At 43.4% G+C, this 1343-nt stretch carries 3 protein-coding genes; all 3 read right to left on the bottom strand.

The features are described 5' to 3' along the window. Window positions 1-430: zinc-dependent peptidase (locus A3738_RS22630; protein ID WP_197473966.1), on the bottom strand; the 430-nt coding region annotated here is incomplete at its 3' end. Next, window positions 423-1022: a rhomboid family intramembrane serine protease gene (locus tag A3738_RS22625; RefSeq protein WP_068475585.1), complete on the bottom strand. Its 600-nt coding sequence runs from the start codon at window positions 1020-1022 to the stop codon at window positions 423-425. The genes A3738_RS22625 and A3738_RS22630, both read right to left, overlap by 8 nt. A gap of 9 nt (window positions 1023-1031) precedes the next feature. Beyond that, window positions 1032-1343: hypothetical protein (locus A3738_RS22620; RefSeq protein WP_197473965.1), on the bottom strand; the 312-nt coding region annotated here is incomplete at its 5' end.

Raw genomic sequence — 1343 nt, 5'->3', positions numbered from 1 at the left:
AACCCAAATGCAATGCTGGCTTACTCAGGGCAAGTTTTCCCGCCATTGGTCCCGTACCCACCATTCCTGTAATAAGTGAGTCTGGCTGACCGCATTCAAATTTTTCATTGAAAGACGCCGGCAATAAGAAAACTTTTTGGACATTAAAGTAATGCCAATCTGGAAAGCCCCATACTGGAATTACCGCACTTGCCGCCACTAGCAGCCGATCTTCATCCGTGACTTCAAACTGACCCGCCTCGAAAGTCGTCGTTTCGAGAAACAGCCTGACGCGCTCTTCAAATAAGCCTTTGTCTTCAATACATAGCGTTCGGTAAAACACTACTTTGTCATTCAAGTAAGCTGACCATTCTGGTTGCCATTGAATAGCATCCACTTGAACATTCTGACTTGTGAGAGTCTTGAGCTTTTCCAACAGCCAATTAACCATCTGATAACCCTCTATTTTTCTCCTGTTCATTTCTGTTGCTCCGTTTCAAAAAAAGCGAATGAAGAAATGCGAACAGCGCGCCTGATATCGCGCCAAATAGATGCGCCTCAAACGAAATTTTCGGGTCATTTGGCAACAAACCATAAATCATTCCGCCGTAGAGAAACACAACGACAAATCCACAAAGAATATTTATAAGCCTTCTATCAAACCAAGCAATGGCAATCGAGAAACTCCATAGCCCGAATATCCAGCCACTAGCACCAATATGTATAACCCCTCTTGCAAAACACCAAATCAATACCCCGGTTAGCACAATGACAAAAATGCTACATGCAACATAAAGGGAAGTTGACCTAAATAGGCATAGAGCACTGAATATAGCTAGGCCAAACAGGTTATTGATGAGATGACCCAAATCGCCATGAATAAATGGTGAGGTAAAAATATGGAACCAATGCGCCACAGATCGAGGAATAATTCCATACTGATTCAGCTGACCATCAAGCACTACATTGATCACATGAACAAGGATCATAATCAGCACCAGACCAACTATGATCTTGCCCCCTGTCCAAAGGCTTCGCAGCATATGACCGGACTAGCCTTCTAAATCTGTCGAATCTGAGTCGATTACAGTAGGATTAATCCCGGAGGCTCTTTCTAGATTCCTCAACTGCTTAGACACATCTCGGAGCTTATAATGCGTTCGAAGATCAATATCTAATTTCTTATCCATGCTCTTAACAACCGGCGTCAAACTGTGTTCGATCGTATCGGCCAAAGCCGATAAGATACGATCAATCCCTGGAACCGGCTGGTTAACCACTTCAACATTAGGCTGATTGCCCTCAAGTGCCGAAATTAGCTTATTCATCTCCTCAGAGAACTGATCAGAAGATACGTTATCTAC

The sequence above is a fragment of the Oleiphilus sp. HI0066 genome, from assembly GCF_001635725.1.
The sequence above is the reverse complement of the archived record's forward strand: the minus strand, read 5'-3'. Positions and strand labels throughout refer to the sequence as shown.